The sequence below is a fragment of the Archangium violaceum Cb vi76 genome (assembly GCF_000733295.1).
Lineage (GTDB): Bacteria > Myxococcota > Myxococcia > Myxococcales > Myxococcaceae > Archangium > Archangium violaceum.
In genome coordinates, this window is record NZ_JPMI01000276.1 from 61,535 (window position 1) to 78,492 (window position 16,958).

Consider the following 16,958-nt stretch of genomic DNA (forward strand, 5'->3'; position numbering starts at 1 on the left):
TCAGTTCTCCGACTCGGTGGCGTTCAGCAGCGCGTCCAGCTCTTCGTCCGAGAGCTGTTCGAGCGCTTCCGTATCCAGGTTCTTCGAAACCCTCGGGATGGGCGCTTCGGCGACGCGCTTCGTCGACTCCGTCAGGCGCGCGACCGCATCCGCCATTCCCCCGAGGGTGGGTGACTCGAACACGGCGCGGAGCGGCAGCTCCACGCCCACGGCCTCACGCACACGGGCGACGAGCTGCATCGCCAGCAGCGAGTGCCCGCCCGCGTCGAAGAAGTTGTCGTGCAGACCCACCTTCTCCAGGCGCAACACCTCCGCCCAGAAGCCCGCCAGCTTCTCCTCCAGGGGCGTGCGCGGAGCCACGTACTGTTCCCGCTGTGCGCTCCCGGCATGCTCCGGCGCCGGCAGTGACTTGCGGTCCACCTTCCCGCTGGGCAGCAAGGGGAGTTGCTCCAGAACCACTACAGCCTGCGGTACCAGGAAGTGCGGGAGCCGCTGCGCCAGGGACGTACGCACCTCGACGCTCTCCAGCGCCTGTCCGGGACGCGCCACCACGTACGCCACCAGCCGCTTGTCTCCGGGCACGTCCTCTCGCACCACCACCAGGGCTTCCCTCACTCCCGGGTGCCCCAGCAGCCCCGCCTCCACTTCGCCCAACTCGATGCGGTGGCCCCGCACCTTCACCTGCTCGTCACCCCGGCCCAGGTACTCCAGCCTCCCGTCCTTCCTCCACCTCGCCCTGTCTCCCGTCCGGTACAGCCTCTCTCCCTCTCCGAATGGGCTCGGTACGAAGCGCTCCGCCGTCAGCTCCGCTCGGCCCAGGTAGCCTCGCGCCAGCCCCTCTCCTCCCACGTACAGCTCTCCCACCACACCCTCCGGCACCGGCTCCAGCACCCCATCCAGCACGTACACCTGTACGTTCTTCAGCGGCCCGCCGATGGCCACCTCGCGTCCGGCCTCCTCGGGCGCGGACGTCGTCAGCTCCACCGATGTGGCGACCGCCGTTACTTCCGTCAGACCGTACGTGTTGAGCAGCGGCACCGTATTGCCCACGCGCCGCCTCCACTGCGCCACGCGCTCGGGCACCGCTCGCTCGCCACCAATCACCACCCACTTCAGCCCCGCTGGCAGCTTCCCCTGTCCCGCTTCCAGGCTCGCCACCACCTCGTGCCAGAACGCCGTCGGCAGGTTCAGCTGCGTCACTCCCGCCGCCTCGCACCGGGCCAGGAATGCCTCCGGCACGTCCAGCATCTCCGGCGTCCTCAACACCAGCGTCCCGCCCCGCGTCAAACACGGGTAGAACTCCTCCGCGCTCGTGTCCCAGCTCACCGAAGCGAACTGCAGCACCCTGTCTCCCGGCTCCACGGGGAAGGACTGCCACGCCGCCCGCGTGAAATTCACCAGCGAGCGGTGCTGCACCACCACTCCCTTCGGCTTGCCCGTCGACCCCGACGTGTACAGCACGTACGCCGCGGCCTCGGGCGGCACGTCCACCTTCAGCACCAGCTCACCCGCCACGGTCCGCGACGCTTCGTCCACGTCCAGCCACACGCGGCCCGCCGCCTCTCCCAGCTTCTCCCTGAGAGCCCCTCGCGCCACCACCACCCGCGCTCCGCTGTCTTCCAGCATGAAGCGCAGCCGCTCCACCGGGTACTCCGTGTCCAACGGGACGTAGGCGCCTCCCGCCTTCAACACGCCCAGCAGCGCCACCACCATCTCCACCGAGCGCTCCACGTACACGCCTACCCGCGTCTCCAGCCCCACCCCACTCGCCCTCAACTGGCGCGCCAGCTGCGCCGCCCGCGCGTCCAGCGCCCGGTACGTCACCGTGCGGCTCCCTTCCATCACCGCCAGCGCGTCCGGCGTCCTCTCCACCTGCGCCTCGAACAGCGTGTGGAGACACGTCTCGCGCGGTACCTCCTCGCGCGCCCCGTTCCACTCCACCAGCAGCCGGTGGCGCTCGTCCCGCGTCAGCAGCGGCAACTCCTCCACCGCCCTGTCCGGCGCCGCCACCGCCTCCTCGAGCAGCGACCGCAGCCGCTCCAGCATCCGCTGGATGCGCTCCTCATCGAACAGATCCGCGTTGTACAGCGCCCCGAACATGGCGCCGTCGGCCACCCGCGTCAGCAGCATCGTCAGATCCAGCTCCGTGGCCGCCGGCTCCGACTGGACCTGGCGCACCTGGAGCCCACCCGGCAGCGACTCGGGCCGAGGCACCTCATCCACCTGCGCGAAGAGCACCTGGAACAGCGGCGCGCGCGCCACATCGCGCTGCACCCCGAGCGCCTTCAGCAACGGCTCGAAAGGCACGTGCGGATGCGTGAAGGCCCCCAGCACCGACTTCTTCACCCGCCTGAGCAGCTCGCGGAAGTCCGGCCGTCCCGACAGGTCGCCACGAAGCACCAGCGGCTCGAAGAACAGGCCGAGCAGCCCCTCCGTCTCCACCCGGCCGCGGTTGGCGAACGGCACGCCCATCAGCAGATCCTTCTGCCCGCTGTAGCGAGACAACAGCATCTGCCATCCGGCCAGCACCGCCATGAAGAGCGTGGCGCCCTCGCCGCGCGCCACCGCCTCCAAGCGCTCCACCAGCGGCAACGGCAGGTGCGCCATCCGCTGCTCCGCCCGCCCCGCTCCCGCCCGCCTCGGCCGATCCGCCGGCAGTTCCAGCACGTGCGGCGCACCCTTCAACTGCTCGCGCCACCAGGCGAGCTGCTCCTCCAGCACCTCGCCTCTCAGCCATTCCCGCTGCCACACCGCGTAATCCGCGTACTGCACCGGCAGCTCCGCCAACGGGGACGGACGCGCCTGCGTGAAGGCCTCGTACAGCGCCACCACCTCGCGCGCCAGCACCCCCATGGACCAGCCATCCGACAGGATGTGATGCACCACCAGCAGCAGCACGTGCCGCTCCGGCTCCAGCCTCAGCAGGAACGCCCGCGCCAGCCGGCCCTTCGCCAGCTCGAACGGCTTGCGCATCTCCTCCTGGATGCGCCGGCGCACCGCCGCCTCGCGCGCGGACTCCGGCTCCGACTCCAGACTCTCCACCACCAGCGGCAGCTCCGCCGACTCCTCGATGAGCTGAACCGGTGTCCCGGCGCTCTCGACGAACCGGGTCCGCAACGCCTCGTGACGGCGCACCAGCTCGAGCAGGCTCCGCTCCAGGGCCGCCACGTCCACGGGCCCCGTCAGCTCCACCGACATGGGGATGTGGTAGAAGACGCCGCCTCCGTCGAGCCGATCCAGCAACCACAACCGCTCCTGGGCGAACGACAGCGGCAGCGCGCCCCCGCGAGGCACCCGCTTCAACGGCGGCACCCGCGTGGCTCCCTCCGCGGCGGCCAGCGCCCGGCCCACCCGCTCGGCCAGCCCCGCCACCGTCGGCGCCTCGAATACCTCGCGCAGCGGCAGCTCCACCCGCAGCGCGCTCCGCAGCCGCGCCACCAACTGCATCGCCAGCAGCGAGTGGCCGCCGAGCTCGAAGAAGCTCTCGTTCACTCCCACCCGCGGGACGCGCAACAGCTCGCCCCACAGGCCCGCCAGCACCTCCTCCACGGGCGTGCGCGGCGCCACGAACTTCTCCGCCACCCTGTCGAGCACCGGCGCCGGCAGCGCCGCCCTGTCCACCTTGCCGTTCGCCGTCAGCGGCAGCGCCTCCAGCGTCACGATGGCCGACGGCACCATGTAGTCCGGCAGCGCCCCGCTCAGGAACTCGCGCAGCGCGGTGGCATCCACCGCGTGTCCGGACTTCGGTACGGCGTAGGCCACCAGCCGCTTGTCTCCCGCGGCCACCTCCTTCGCCACCACCACCGACTCGCGCACCGCCGGGTGCCGCTCCAGCGCCGCCTCCACCTCTCCCAGCTCCACCCGGTAGCCGCGAATCTTGAGCTGGTGGTCCACACGGCCCAGGAACTCCACCCGGCCGTCCGCCAGCAGCCGCGCCCGGTCTCCCGTGCGGTACATCCTCGCGCCCGGCTCATCCGAGTACGGGTCCGGCACGAAGCGCTCCACCGTCAGCTCCGGCCTTCCCAGGTAGCCCCGGCCCACCACGCTCCCGCCAATGCACAGCTCTCCCGGCACGCCCGGCGGCACCGGTTGCAGGTGCGTATCCAGCACGTACACGCGCGCGTTCGGAATCGGCCTGCCGAGCGGCACCGACGCGGACACGCGCCCCTCGGGCCCTCGCTCCACGCGCTGGGTGAGCACACCCACCGTCGTCTCCGTGGGGCCGTAGTGGTTGAACACCACCACGTCCGGCGACAGCGCGTGCACCCGGTCCATCAGGGACCAGTCGGACACGTCTCCGCCCAGCACCAGGCGCTTGCGTGGCAACACCCGCTCCGCGTCCGGCGAGGCCAGCAGCGCCTGCAGGTGCGCGGGGACGATCTTCACGCAGTCCACCGCCCCGCTCTCGAAGAGCCTCGCCAGCTCGGCGGGATCCGAGGCGCTCTCCTTCGAGATGAAGTGCAGCGCGCCACCCCGGCACAGCGTGGGGAAGACGGCGGTGTTGCCCAGATCCGCGGCCAGCGTGGACACCGAGGCGAAGCTGGCGCCCTCGGGCAGCTCCAGCCGCCGCGAGACGCCTTCCACGTAGTTGACGAGCTGCCGGTGCTCGATGGCCACGCCCTTGGGCCGTCCCGTCGAGCCCGAGGTGAAGATGATGTAGACGAGGTTCTCCGGCGCCACGGCGGACGGAGGGTTGGCCTCGCTACGAGTGGCCAGCCGCGCCGCGTCCGTGTCCAGGCACACGAGCGTCCCGCCGAACCCACCGAGCCCCGCGGCCAGCCGCGAGTCGGTGACGAGCGCACGCGCCCGCGAGTCCTCGAGGATTCCGCGCTGGCGCTCGGCGGGGAACGCCGGATCCAGGGGCACGTAGGCGCCGCCGGCCTTGAGGATGCCCCACAGGCCCACCAGCGCCTCCACCGAGCGCTCCAGGAACAGGCCCACCGGCACATCCGGGCCCACACCCAGCTCCCGCAGGTGCCAGGCGAGCTGGTTGGCCCGCCGGTTCAGCTCCCGGTACGTCAACCGCGCGTCCCCGGCGATGACCGCCAGGGCCTCGGGGGTCTTCTCCACCTGCGCCTCGAAGAGCGCGTGGAGGGTGGAGGACGGCATGGCGGCGCGGGTGTCGTTCCACTCCACCAGCAGCCGGCGCGTCTCCCCCTCTTCCAGCAGCGGCAGCAGGGCCAGGGACTTGTCCGGCGAGCCCACCACGGAGCGCGCCAGCGAGGCCAGGCACCGGGCCATGCCCGCCACCGTGGCCTCATCGAACAAGGTGGTGGCGTATTCGAAGATGCAGCCCAGCCCCTCGCGCCCCTCGCGCACCGTCAGGGTCAGATCGAACTTGGCCGTGCCCACGGGGACGTCCATCACGCCCAGCTTCAACGAGGGAAGCTCGACGCCCGTCTCCGGGGTGTTGATCAGGTTGAGGCTGGCCTGGAACACGGCGGTGCGGCTCGTGTCACGCGGCAGCTCGAGGATGTCCACCACGCGCTCGAAGGGAGCGTCCTGGTGGGCATAGGCCTCCAGGGCCTGGTGCCGCACGCGTCCGAGGAGCTGGCGGAAGCTCGGAGCACCCGCGAGCGGCGCCCGGAAGGCCAGGGTGTTGATGAAGCAGCCGATGAGCCCCTCCACCTCCGGCCGGTTGCGGCCAGCGAGCGGAGAGCCCACGGCGAAGTCCTCCTGGCCGCTGTAGCGGTGCAGCAGCGCCTGATAGAGGGCCATCATCACCATGAAGGGCGTGGAGCCCTCGCGCCGGCCGAGCGACAGCAGGGGCTCGGACAGCTCGCGAGGCAACACGAAATGGTGCAAGGCGCCCGCGGAGGTCCTGTTCGCGGGGCGAGGCCTGTCCGTGGGCAGCTCCAGCGGCGGCACCCCGGCGAGCTGCTTCTTCCAGTAGCCGAGCTGCGACTCCATGGCCTGGCCACTCAGCCAGTTGCGCTGCCAGACGGCGTAATCCGCGTACTGCACCGGCATCGCGGGCAGCGGCGACGGACTGCCCGCCAGGAAGGCTTCGTAGAGCACCCCCAGCTCGCGATACAGCACCCCGGAGGACCAGGCGTCCGAGGCCACGTGATGCAGGGTGAGTTGCAGGATGTGCTCCCGCTCGCCGACCCGGATCAGCACGGCCCGGATCACCGGTCCTCGCGAGAGATCGAACGGCCGGAGGGCCTCGGCTCGCGCCAGCCGGAAGGCGTCCTCTTCACGCTCCCGTGCGGACGCACCGACGGCCTCCCGGTGCTCCAGGACCAGCGGCATCTCCGAGGCGATCTCCTGGTGCGCGCCGTCGTCCGCGAGGACGTACGTGGTCCGCAGCACTTCGTGCCGGCGCATCACCTCGTTCAGCGCCGCCTCGAGAGGCGCCAACTCCAGAACGCCCGACAGGCGCAGTCCCACCGCGTTGTTGTAGGCGACATCCGCCGGATCGAGCTGCTGCAGGAACCAGAGCCGCTGCTGCGCGAACGAGAGCGGCAGGGGCCGATCGCGCGGGACCCGCACCACGGGCGAGTCCATCCCCGAGGGAACACGCGGAGCCTGCTCCTTGCGCGCGGCCGCCACACGGGCCGGACGGCGCGGTTTCGAGGCGCGGGGAGGCGCCACCCGCTCGACCTCTCCATCGGTGCGGAAGCGGGCGCGCTGGCCCGTCAGCAGGAGGCGCTCGTCCGCCCCCTTTCCAGAGAGGAAGCGGACCTGGGACGCCTCGGCATCCTTCCAGAAGCCGAGTGGGACGGCTCCCCCGCCGATCGCGAGCTCACCCACGACTCCGACGGGCACCTGAGCCCCGGACGCATCGAGGACGCGGAATGCCCCGGAGCCAGAGGCCGGCCAGGCCACCTCCACCGAGGACGCCTCCACCACCCCACGCTCCGCGACGTAGACCCGGCCCAGCACCGAGTCCACCTCTGAATCCACCGCCTCGCCTCCCAGCACCAGCCGGCGCACGCCGCCCAGCGCCCCGGCTGCTCCTGGCAGCTCCGCCAGCGCACGGGCCTGGGACGGCGCGCAGCGCAGCGCGGTGACGCCCTCGCTCCGGACCAGCTCCAGCAACTCTCCGAGTCCACCCTCCCCCTCGGCGAGCACCGGCTCCGCGGAAGCCACGGGCGACTGGAACCGCTGCCGCAGCTTGTCCACATGGCGGAGGCTGGACATCATCGACGGCAGATCCACGCCGAAGTCGACGAGGCAGGCGATCTCATCCACGTCCAGCGTCCGCACCCGCTCCACGACGCGCACGCCATCCTCCACCGAGCCGAAGATGCCGCCGTCCGCCAGGTACTGCTCGAACGCCTGACCGAGCAGCGTGTCCATGTCCTGCTCGGTGAGCCCCCGCACATCCACCTGGAGGCCCTGGCTGGCCATCAGGTTGCTGAAGATGTCCACCGAGCTGCGGAAGTAGCGCAGGAGCGGCTCGCGGACGATGTCGCGGACCTCGTCGAGATCCCTGCCCAGGAAGGTGTAGAGCATCAGCGTCACGTGACCCCGGCCGGGTCCGTGGCCGCGCTTGCGCCACGCCTCGCGGTACAGCGCCACCTTCGCCGCCAGCTCCTCCAGGTTCGCGCCCAGCCCGAGCACGTTGGTGAGCAGGCCCGCGCCGATGTCGCCCGCCTGGCGGAACGTCTCCGGGTTGCCCGCGGAGGTGAGCCACACCGGCAGCTCCGGCTGCACGGGCTTCGGCCGCAGCGAGAGATCCACCTCCACTCCGGCACCATTGCGCCGCCGGACGGTGCCGCCCCGCCACAGCCGCCGCAGCTCCTCCACGCGCTCCTGCAACACCTCGCGCCGCCGGGAGTACGTGTCCGGCGAGAGCGCGAAGTCATTGGCGTGCCAGCCCGTCGCGAGCGACAGGCCCACGCGCCCGCCGGACAGGTTGTCCACGACGGACCACTGCTCGGCCACCTCCAGGGGCTCGTGCAGCGGGAGCACCACACTGCCGGCGCGGATGTGCACGTGACGCGTGAGCATCGCGAGCGCTCCGCCGATCACCGAGGGCGCCGGGTACAGGCCACCGAACGAGTGGAAGCGGCGCTCCGGCGTCCAGACGGCGGAGAAGCCGTGCGCGTCGGCGAACTTCGCGCCCTCGATGAGCTGCTCGTACTTGCGCTCGCCCAGCGAGTCCTCGTCGTTGGCGAAGTACGAGAGGCTGAACTCGAGCGGCCGCTGGACCGCCCGCCGCGACACGGCCACGAAGCGCGCGGCCATCCGCTCGGGGGGCAGCACGACACGCAGCCCCCGCGCGAGCGCCCACAGCAGATCCAACCCCGCCGGATCCGCCGCGGGCCCACCCGCCGCCAGCCACACCTCTCCCTCGCCCCCGCCGAGCCGCTCGTCCAGCGAGGCCAGCAGGTGCGCGAGGTTGCGATGGCTCAGGGAGATGCGTCCCTGGCCTCCCATCACCTCGGGCGCGGGCACGATGAGCGCCAGCCGCTCGCCGGGCACCGGGCCCGCGGCGTGTCCGCCCTCCGCCCGCGCATCCAGCTCCACCTTCAGTGCACGCACGCCCGCCGGGAGCGTGAGCCCTTCAGACCTGGCCACCAGCAGCAACCGGGGCCCGTGCTCCAACAGGAGGGACGGCAACGCCGCCAGCTCCCCCCGGGCCACTGGCAAGCAGGCGCCGCCCGCCTCCAGCACGCCCCAGAGCGCGCAGACCGCTTCGATCGACGGCTCCAGGCAGAGGGCCACCGGCACCTCCGGGCCCACGCCCTCGCTCCGAAGCCGGGCAGCGAGTCCCCGGGCACACGCGGCCAGCTCCCGCCACGTCAGGCGCCGCGCGCCCGAGCTGATCGCCACCGCGTCCGGCATCCGCTCCACGCGGGCCCCGAGCCGCTCCAACAGGCCTGGCCCCGTTTCCACCCCGGGAAGCAGGCGCCGCGTTTCATCGGCCGCCGCCAGGGCCAGGCGAGACAACCGCTGCTCGGGCTGCGCGATGGCCGCCTCCAGCAACGCCTCGAGGTGGCCGAACAACCGCCGGACGCGCGCCTCGTCATAGAGCTCGGTGGCGTAGTCGAGATGGCCGACGAAGCCATGCTCGCCCTCGTTGATCAGCAGCGTCAGCTCGCCGAGCGTGGCACCGAACTGGGCGGGCGTGCCCGCCACATCCACCAGCCGCATGCCAAGCCCGGGCATCTGCGGCAGGGCCGTGGCCACGTGCGAGTGCAGGATGAGCACCGCGTCACACAGCCGCGAGCGTCCCGGATCCCTTCCCGGGGCCACCTTCGGCAGGACGTGCTCGAAAGGCACGTCCTGGTGGGAGGACGCCTCGAGCGTCACGTCGCGAGTGCGGCCCAGCAGCTCACGGAAGGTGGGATCGCCCGAGAGGTCGGTCCGCAGCGCCATGGCGTGGGCCACGAAACCGATGAGCGGCTCCAGCTCGCCCTTGGCGCGGTTGCCCACCGGCGTGCCCACCACGATGTCCTCGCGTCCCGAGTAGCGAGAGAGCAGCGCGGAGAGCGCGGCCAGCAGCGTCATGAAGGGCGTCACGCCCTCGCGCTGGCTGAACGCGAGCAGCTGGGTGCCCGTCTTCCGGGAGAAGCCCACGGGAATGCGCGCGCCACGCAGGCGCTGCTCGGCCCGGCGGGGCCTGTCCGAGGCCAGCTCCAGGGAGCCGGGCAGCCCGGCGAGCACCTCTCGCCAGTAGGTCTCCTGCTCCGCCAGCCCGCCTCCGGCCAGCGCGCGGCGCTCCCAGGCCGCGTAATCCACGTACTGCACGGCCAGCTCCGGCAGCGGCGCCGGCTTCCCCGCCTGGAAGGCCTGGTAGTTCACCGCCGTCTCGCGCAGGAAGGCCACCAGCGAGAGCGTGTCCGCGGCGATGTGATGGATGTTGATCAGCAGCAGATGCTCCGCCGCCTCCAGCCGCAGCAGGCTGACGCGGACGATGGGCCCATGCTCCAACGAGAAGGGCCGCTCCGCGTCCTCCAGCGCCAGCCGCAGCGCCTCGGCCTCGCGATCCCCGCCCAGGCGCTGGAGATCCACCACCGGCACGTCGATCTGAACCCTGGCGGCGAAGCGCTGCACCACCCGCCCCTCCACCTCGGCGTAGGTGGAACGAAGCACCTCGTGCCGGCGGATCACCTCGTTGACGCTCCGCTCCAGCAGTCTAGCGTCGATCGTCCCCGAGAGCCGGATGGCCAACGGCATGTTCAGGGCCGGGTTGCCCGGATCCCGCTGATCCATGCGGAAGACGCGCTCCTGCACCACGGAGAGCGGCAGCTCACCCGAGCGATCGATCCGGGAGATGACGTCGATCGCCGCCCCGCCGTCCGGCCGGGACGTCTGGAGCATGGCCTCGATGCGCGCGGAGATCCCCGCCACGGTAGGAGCATCGAAGAGCGCGCTGAGCGGGAGCTGCACGGAGAAGGCCTCGCGCAGGCGCGTGAGCATCTGCGCCGCCATCAGCGAGTTGCCGCCCAGCTCCAGGAAGTCGTCATGCAGGCCGATCTCCCCGGTGCCCAGGCGCTCGCGCCAGATCTCCAGGACGCGGCGCTCGATCTCGCTCCGGGGAGCGGATGCGGCGGGAGTCGCGGACGCGGCAACGGGCGCGGCGGCGGGTGCGGTGGTGGCCTCGGCGGGCCGGGCGGCCAGGAGCTCCAGCGCCGGCAGCGAGGCCGGTGCCGCGAGGGCGCAGGACTTCTCCTCGAAGGGGTACGTGGGCAGCGGGACGCGACGGCGGGACTCACCCGAGTAGAAGCGCTCCCAGTCCACCTCGACGCCCGCGCACCACAGGTCACCGAACGAGCGCAGCAGTCCGCTGTAGTCGCTCTCCGAGGGCCGGCGGCGCAGCGAGGGCACCGCGAGCAACCGCCGATCCTTGCGCACGCGCGCGCGGCAATTGGACGTGAGCTCCTGACCCGGGCCCACCTCCAGGAGGACACCGCAACCCTCGCCGATCAGCACCTCCAGCCCCGCAGCGAAGCGGACCGGCTGGCGCATCTGCCGGGCCCAGTAGGACGGATCCGTGGCCTCCTCGGGGCGGATCCACGTCCCGGTGAGGCTCGACACGTAGGGGATCTTCGGCGCCTGGAGACGCAACGCGGACACCGCGCGCGCCAGGTCCGGCATCACCGGCTCCACCGCGCTGGAGTGGAACGCGTGCGCGGCGGCCAGCCGGACGGTTCCCACGCCCCGGCCGGACAGCTCCCGCTCCAGCCGCTCGACGGCCTCGACGGTGCCGGAGACGACGCAACGCCCGGCACCGTTGACGGCCGCCAGCGCGAGCCCGTCCCCGAGCAGCGGCAGCAGCTCCGCCTCCTCCATCCCCACCGAGAGCATGGCCCCCGGAGGCAGGCGCGCCATCAGGGCACCGCGGATCACCGCGAGCCGCAGCCCGTCCTCGGGCGACAACACGCCGGCCACGCAGGCCGCCACATACTCACCGTAGCTGTGTCCCAGCAGCGCGTGCGGCTGGACGCCCCAGGACATCCAGAGCCGGGCCAGCGCGTGCTCGACGATGAAGAGCGCGGGCAGCGCCACGCGCGGAGCCGCGAGCATCCGGGCGGCGCTCTCCTCCGTCCCCGGTGCCGGGAGCACCAGCGCGCGCACCTCGGCCGAGAGCGAGGGCTCCAGCCGTGCGAGCGCGGCGTCCACGTCCTTCCGGAAGCCCGGCTCGGCCGCGTACAGCTCGCGGCCCATGCCCACCGCCTGTGCGCCCTGTCCCGGGAAGAGGAAGGCCACGCGGCGGGCCCGGAGCGCCTCCACCGGAGCCACGGACTGGCGCAGCTGCTCCACCAGCCCGGCCGCATCGGCGGCCACCACCGCGCGCCGGTGCTCGAAGGCCCTGCGGCCCACGTTGCGCGTGAAGGCCACGTCCGCCAGCACCGCGCCCGGGTGGGCCTCCAGGTGCCCGGCCAGCTCACGGGCCATCGCATCCAGGGCCGTCGGTGTGCGCGCCGACAGCGTCACGAGGTGCATCGGCCGGGCCGCCGGAGCGCTGGCCACGGAGGGCGCCTCCTCCAGCACCACGTGGGCATTGGTGCCGCCAATGCCGAAGGAGCTCACGCCCGCGCGGCGCGGCGAGCCATCGCGCGGCCACGGCCTGAGGGCCGCGTTGACGAAGAAGGGGCTGTTCCCGAAATCGATCTCCGGGTTGGGGCGCTCGAAATGCAGGCTGGGCGGCAGCTCCCCGTGGTGGAGCGCGAGCACCGCCTTGATGAACCCGGCGACGCCCGCCGCCGTGTCCAGGTGCCCCAGGTTCGTCTTCACCGAGCCGATGGCGCAGTAGTTGCGGCGCTTCGACGTCTTGCGGAAGGCCCGGGTGAGCGCGGCGATCTCGATGGGGTCTCCCAGCGCCGTGCCGGTGCCGTGGGCCTCCACGTAGCCGATGTCCTCCGCGCCCACTCCGGCATAGGCCAGCGCGTCCGCGATCACCTCGGCCTGGCCGTCGGTGCTCGGCGCGGTGTAACCGGCCTTCTGGTGGCCGTCGTTGTTGATGGCCGAGCCCTTGAGCACCGCGTAGATGTGATCGCCGTCGCGCAGCGCATCGGACAGGAGCTTGAGCACCACCACGCCCACGCCGTTGCCCGCCACCGTGCCGGCCGCGCGGTGATCGAAGGCGCGGCAGTGTCCGTCCGGCGAGTAGATGAGCCCTTCCTGGAACAGGTAGCCGGTGCGCTGGGGGCTGGCGATCCGCACCGCGCCGGCCAGCGCGATGTCCGACTGCCGCGTCAGCAGGCTCTGGGCGGCCATGTGGATGGACACCAGGCCGGTGGAGCACGCGGTGAACACGGCGACGCTCTCGCCCCGGAGCTGGAGCTTGAAGGACGCCTTCATCGCCAGGCTCTCGGGAGCGGCGGTGGTCAGCTCCAGGCCCGCGCCGGGATCATCCCGCATGCTGCCCAGCAGCGACAGCATGTGCCCGGACGCTCCGGCGCCCGCGTACAGGGAAATGCGCCCGGGGAAGCGCGAGGGATCGTACGCGGCGTCCTCCAGCGCGGCCCAGGCACACTGGAGGAAGAGCCGCTGCTGCGGATCCATCCATTGCGCCTCGCGCAGGGGGATGTCGAAGAAGTCGTGATCGAAGCGGTCGGCCCCCTCCAGGAAGCCCCCGGCGCGCACGAAGGACGGGTGGCGCACCATCTTGTCGGGGACGAAGGGCGAGCGCTCCAGTTCCTGCTCGGAGAGGAACGAGATGGACTCCACGCCCTCGCGGAGGTTGCGCCAGAAGGTCCGCAGCTCCCGGGCACCGGGGAAACGCCCCGCCATGCCGATCACCGCGATGTCGTTGCCGAAATCCTCGCCGGACTGCACGTTGTCATCCGTTGCCACGGGGTCCCCTCTTGTTGCCTTGCCGGCGGAGTGCCTGGCGCCGCTGGTCGGCGCGATCTTCATGAGCCCGGTTGTCCACCTCACCCTCGGCACCGGGCGTGTCCCGCTCCAGGGACGCGGCCAGCGCGCGCACGGTGGGCTGCTCGAAGAAGCGCGTTACCGGAACCTCACGCTTCAGCTCGTCACGAATCAGGACGCGGAGCTTCACGGCCGACAGGGAGCTGCCTCCCAGGGCCGTGAAGAAATGGTCTTCCACGCCCACCCTCGGAATCCCCAGCACGCGGCCGACGAGCTCCGCGAGCTGCTGCTCCAGGGGCGTGGTGGGCTCCACGAAGACGGCCTCGGCCGTACGCGTCACCTCGGGCTCCGGGAGCGCGGCGCGATCCACCTTGCCGTTGGCGTTGAGCGGGAAGGCCGCCAGCACCAGGAAGGAGGAAGGCACCAGCCAGCCCGGCACGCGCTTCACGAGGAAGTCGCGCAGCGCGGAGACGTCGAGGGAGCCGCCCTCATGGGGCACCACGTAGGCCACCAGGCGCCCATCCCCCGCGCCATTCACCCGCACCACGGCGAGCGACTCGCGCACGTCCGGGTGCTCGCGCAGCACGGCCTCCACCTCGCCGGGCTCGATGCGGAAGCCCCGCACCTTCACCTGGAAGTCCACGCGGCCCAGGTACTCGAGGACGCCATCGGGCCGGTACCGGACGCGGTCGCCCGTGCGGTACATGCGGCTGCCCTCGAGGCCGAAGGGGTTGGGCAGGAAGCGCTCGGCGGTGAGGTGCGGCCGGCCCAGGTAGCCACGGGCGAGGCCCTCGCCCGCGAGGTACAGCTCGCCCACCACGCCAACGGGCACGGGTTGCAGCCGCGCGTCCAGCACGTAGGCGCGGGTGTTGGAGATGGGGCGGCCAATGGGAGGCACCTCGCCGGGCTTCACGCGGGCGAAGGTGGAATAGGTGGTGTCCTCGGAGGGGCCGTAGAGGTTGTAGAGGTGCTGCACACCCGGCACCGCGTACACCTGCCGGGCCAGCGGTTCTGGCAGGGGCTCGCCGGCCAGGTTCACCACGCGCACCGAGGCGGGCAGTGCCCCCATGCTCACGAGCTGGGCCATGGCCGAGGGCACGGTGTTGACGAGCGTCACCTCGGAGGCCGCGGGCAGCTCGGCCAGGTGCAGGGCGTTGTCGGCCACCACCACCGCGCCCCCGCTGCACAGGGGAGCGAAGAGCTCGAAGACGGACAGGTCGAAGTTGAGCGAGGTGGCGGCCAGGGTGCGGTGCAGCACCGGGGCCTCGAAGGTGTCCAGGGCCCAGCGCAGGAAGGCCACGGCGCCGCGGTGGGTGATGGCGACACCCTTGGGCCTGCCCGTGCTGCCGGACGTATAGATGAGGTAGGCGAGGTTCTCCGGGTGGAGGCGGACCGGAAGCGCCGCCTCGGAGACAGGAAGAGGAACCCCGTCATCCAGCCGCAGCACGTGCGCGGAATGGGGCGGCAGCAGGTCCACCAGTCTCGACTGGGTGACGATCACCGGGCTCCGGGCGTCTTCCAGGAGGAAGCCGAGGCGCTCGCGGGGATAGGCCGGATCCAGCGGGACGTAGGCACCGCCCGCCTCGAGGATGCCGAGCACCCCCACCACCATGTCCGCCGAGCGCTCCACGCACAGGCCGACGCGGACCTCGGGGCCGACGCCCAACGCGCGCAGGTGGAGGGCGAGCTGGTGGGCACGCGACTCCAGCTCGCGGTAGGTGAGGCGCACGTCCCCGGCCACCACCGCGAGGGCCTCCGGGGTTCGCGCGGCCTGCTGCCTCACCAGCTCATGGAGGCAGAGCTCCGCCGGGAAGGGAGCGGTGGTGTCGTTCCAGTCCACCAGGAGTTGCTGCCGCTCCTGGGCCGTGAGCAGGGAGACGCGGGAGAGCGGCTGACCCGCGTCCTCGACGAGCGCCTCGAGCAGCACGCGCAGATGCCCCGCCATGCGCTCCACCGTGGTGGCTTCGAAGAGATCGGTGTCGTACTCGAACGTGCCGGTGTAGCCCTCGGGGGACTCGGCGAGCGTGAGGGTGAGATCGAACTTGGCCGTCCGGGTGTCGAGCTCGAGCGGGCGCAGTGAGAGCCCCGGCAGGGACAGGGGCGTACCGGGCAACTCCTGCAGGGCGAACATGACCTGGAAGAGCGGCGAGTGGCTCAGGCTGCGCGGGGGCTGGAGCGCCTCCACCAGCTTCTCGAAGGGAAGCTCCTGGTGGGCATACGCACCGAGCGTCGTCTCGCGCACCCGGCCGAGCAGCTCGCGGAAGGAGAGCTCCGGAGAGAGGCGCGTGCGCAGCACCAGCGTGTTGACGAAGAAGCCGATCAGCTCCTCCAGCCCGGCGTGATGACGGCCGGAGATGGGAGCGCCCACGCTGACGTCGTCCTGGCCCGAGTAGCGGGACAGCAGGAGCTGGAAGGCGGCCAGCAGGCCCATGAAGGGCGTGACCCCCTCGCGGCGGCAGAGGGCCCGGAACGCACCGGACAACGTGGCCGGGAGGTGGACCCGGACGGTGGCGCCGCGGAAGCGCTGGACTCCCGGACGTGGGAAGTCGGTGGGCAGGGACAGCACCGGCGGCGCGCCCGCGAGCTGCTCGCGCCAGTAGCCGAGCTGGGCCTCGAGCGCGGCGCCCTGGAGCCATCCCCGCTGCCAGACGGCATGATCCAGGGACTGAAGGGCCAGCGAGGGGAGCGGCGAGGGCCGCCCGGCGAGCTCCGCCTCGTACAACGCCGCGAGCTCCCGCGTGGCCACGCCGAGGGACCAGCCATCCGAGACGATGTGGTGCAGCGTCAGGACGAGCAGGTGCGAAGTCTCTCCCGTGCGCAGCAGCAGCGCGCGGATGAGGGGCCCCCGGGAGAGCTCGAACGGCCGCCGCACTTCTTCGGAGGCCACGAGCAGGGCCTGGGCCTCGGCCTCCGGCCCGGGCAGCTCGCGGAGATCCACACTCGGCAGGGGGAACGACACCGTGGGATGGAGCACCTGCACGGGCTCACCCGCCTCGAGCGGGAAGGTGGTCCGCAGCGCCTCGTGGCGGAGGATGAGCGCGGACAGGGTCCGCTCCAGCGCGGACGTGTCCAGAGGCCCTTCCAGCCGGGCTCCCCATGAGACGTTGTAGAGGGCCGTCCCCGGCTGGAGCTGCTCCAGCAGCCAGAGCCGCTCCTGCATCAACGAGAGCGGCAGGCGCCCCTCGCGCGGCACGGGAACGATCGGCGGCGGGCGCGCGGAGTCCGGGAGCTGGCGGGCCGCGGAGATGCGCTCGGCCAGCCGCGCCACGGTGGGCGCCTCGAACAGCTCTCGCAGCGACAGCGCCACCCCGAAGGCGGCGAGGATGCGCGACACCACGCGGGTGGCCAGCAACGAGTGCCCGCCCAGCTCGAAGAAGCTGTCATGAGCGCCCACGCGGGGCACGCCGAGCAGCTCGCCGAAGAGGCCCGCGAGCAACTCCTCCACCGGACCGCGCGGAGCCACATGGGAAGCGTCCACCTCGCCCGGCACCTCGGAGGGCGCGGGGAGCGCGCGTCGGTCCACCTTGCCATTGGGCGTCAGCGGCAGACGCTCCAGGGGAACGAAGGCGGACGGCACCATGTACTCGGGCAGCCGCTCCGCGAGGAAACGATGCAGTGCGCGTCCCTCGACGGACTGACCCGCCGCGGGCACGACATAGGCCACGAGCCGCCGCGAGCCTCCAGCGGCA

Annotated in this window: 2 protein-coding genes (1 of these 2 cut by a window edge); both read right to left on the reverse strand. The window is 72.0% G+C overall.

Annotated features, from left to right (window positions below; all coding sequences use genetic code 11):
• On the reverse strand, positions 1–13,314 hold the full coding sequence (locus Q664_RS38030; RefSeq protein ID WP_084610648.1) for a hybrid non-ribosomal peptide synthetase/type I polyketide synthase: 13,314 nt from the start codon (positions 13,312–13,314) through the stop codon (positions 1–3).
• On the reverse strand, positions 13,238–16,958 hold the end of the coding sequence (locus Q664_RS38035; protein WP_084610650.1) for a non-ribosomal peptide synthetase. The gene runs 13,451 nt beyond the window's last position; 3,721 of the gene's 17,172 nt are visible here — the last part of the coding sequence; the start codon falls outside the window, past its right edge — the gene reads right to left on this strand; it ends in the stop codon at positions 13,238–13,240. The genes Q664_RS38030 and Q664_RS38035 overlap by 77 nt, the downstream gene beginning before the upstream one ends.